The sequence below is a fragment of the Micromonospora sp. AMSO12t genome (genome assembly GCF_008806585.1).
GTDB classification, from domain to species: domain Bacteria; phylum Actinomycetota; class Actinomycetes; order Mycobacteriales; family Micromonosporaceae; genus Micromonospora; species Micromonospora reichwaldensis.
Window position 1 is genome coordinate 1 of sequence record NZ_WAAS01000511.1, and the last position, 1,219, is coordinate 1,219.

At 76.3% G+C, this 1,219-nt stretch carries 2 protein-coding genes; both read right to left on the bottom strand.

The annotated features are described in order from the left end of the window. On the bottom strand, positions 1 to 587 hold a 587-nt coding region (locus F6X68_RS32685), incomplete at its 3' end, for a M15 family metallopeptidase (RefSeq protein ID WP_305069301.1). A gap of 16 nt (positions 588 to 603) precedes the next feature. Further along, on the bottom strand, positions 604 to 1,219 hold a 616-nt coding region (locus F6X68_RS32690; RefSeq protein WP_151457835.1), incomplete at its 5' end, for an alpha/beta fold hydrolase.

Here is a 1,219-nt window from a genome sequence, read left to right on the forward strand (position 1 = left end):
GGCTGGGTGGGGGTCGGCACGTCGACCAGGGTCAGGTCGAGCGTGCTGCCCCGGCTGTGGGCGGTGGGCGCCCCGACGTACCCCTCGTCGAACAGCTCGGACTTCGCCACCCGGGGATAGAACTCCGCCTTCATCCGCTGCTCGCCGGGCTGCCGGGCCCACTCGACGAAGTCGTCGGCGGCCCGTTGGGGGCGGTAGCAGTCGTACACCTTCAGGCTGCGGGCCCGGGCGAGGGCGGCGTCCTGCACCCGGCGCAGCGCCTCGGCGGCCCGGCGGGTGAGCAGGCAGAGCGGTTCGGGGTAGCCGGCGACCGGCCGACCGACGAAGTTGTGGGCGGTGGCGTACCGGATGTCGGTCCGGATGCGCGGGTCGACGTCGGTGAGGACGACGAGGCCCGGCCCGGGCGACGTCGCGGCGGAGGCGGACGCCGGGGACGACGGTGGCGACGCGGCCGGTGGTGACGGCGCGGATCGGGTGCAGCCGGGCGCGAGCGCCACGATCACGACGGCCACGGCCACGGCCACCGCCCGCCGGCGGGCGGTCGCGGCGCGCGGGGCTCGCCGGCGGATCCGGACTGGCCTGGCCACACCCCTGTCTATCAGGCTACGGGCCGTCGGGCGCCCGGTCCGGCCAGAGGTGTACGCGCAGGAAGCCCACCGCCGCCTCGTCGTCGTCGATCCCGCCGGCCTCGTGACCGTTGTACCGCCAGACCGACAGCTCCGTCGGCCCCCGGCAGGCGTTGACGGCGGCGAAGACCGTCGACGGCGGCACGATCTCGTCCATCAGCGCGACGGAGAAGCGGGCCGGCAGGTGGCACCGGCGGGCGAAGTTCACCCCGTCGACGTACGCCAGGGTGTCGAGCACCCGCTCCTCGGCGTGCCGGTGGACGGCCAGATAGTCGCGGATCTCCCGGTACGGCTGCGCGTCGGTGAGCACGATCGCGCGCGGGATGTCGCACAGGAAGGGCACGCCGGCCACGACGGCCCGCAGGTCGGGCGTCAACGCGGCGACGGCGAGCGCGGCCCCGCCGCCCTGGCTGTGCCCGAGGACCGCGACCCGCGCCGGATCGACCGCCGGCAGGGTCCGGACGGCGTCCACCGCCCGCACCGCGTCGGTGAGGAACCGCCGGTAGTAGTACGTGCGGGGGTCCGTCACGCCACGGGTGGCGACCCCGGGTGCCTCGGGGCCGGCGGCGGCCGGATCCGGGGTGTCCCCCCGG